Source organism: Blautia glucerasea (assembly GCF_013304385.1).
Classification (GTDB): Bacteria; Bacillota; Clostridia; order Lachnospirales; family Lachnospiraceae; genus Blautia_A; species Blautia_A ammoniilytica.
This window is the reverse complement of sequence record NZ_JAAITU010000173.1, coordinates 1-312: the sequence shown is the minus strand read 5'-3', so window position 1 is coordinate 312 and position 312 is coordinate 1. Positions and strand designations below refer to the sequence as shown.

Below are 312 nucleotides of genomic sequence, written 5' to 3'. Positions count from 1 at the left end.
CAGGCAGGCATTTTTTATTTCCTGAATCCTGGAGGAAAGGAGTCAAGATGACTGAACCAAACAGACAATCAGAAGAAAACGAAGAAAGAATCATAGAAATTGAGATTGAGCGTCTTCGACCGTTCAAAGAGCATCCGTTTCAGGTGAAGGATGATAAGGAAATGTTTCTTCTGCAGGAAAGCATTGAAAAGTATGGAATATTAAATCCGCTGATCGTCAGACCGGTACCGGATGGATACTATGAGATCATATCCGGCCACAGAAGAAAACATGCTGCGGAGAAACTGGGATACCGTAAAGTACCGGTAATCA

Annotated in this window: 1 protein-coding gene; it reads left to right on the top strand. The window is 42.3% G+C overall.

Annotated features, from left to right (window positions below; genetic code table 11):
* The coding region (locus G5B11_RS18920) for a ParB N-terminal domain-containing protein (RefSeq protein WP_244093088.1) at nt 1-312 on the top strand (312 nt) is incomplete at both ends.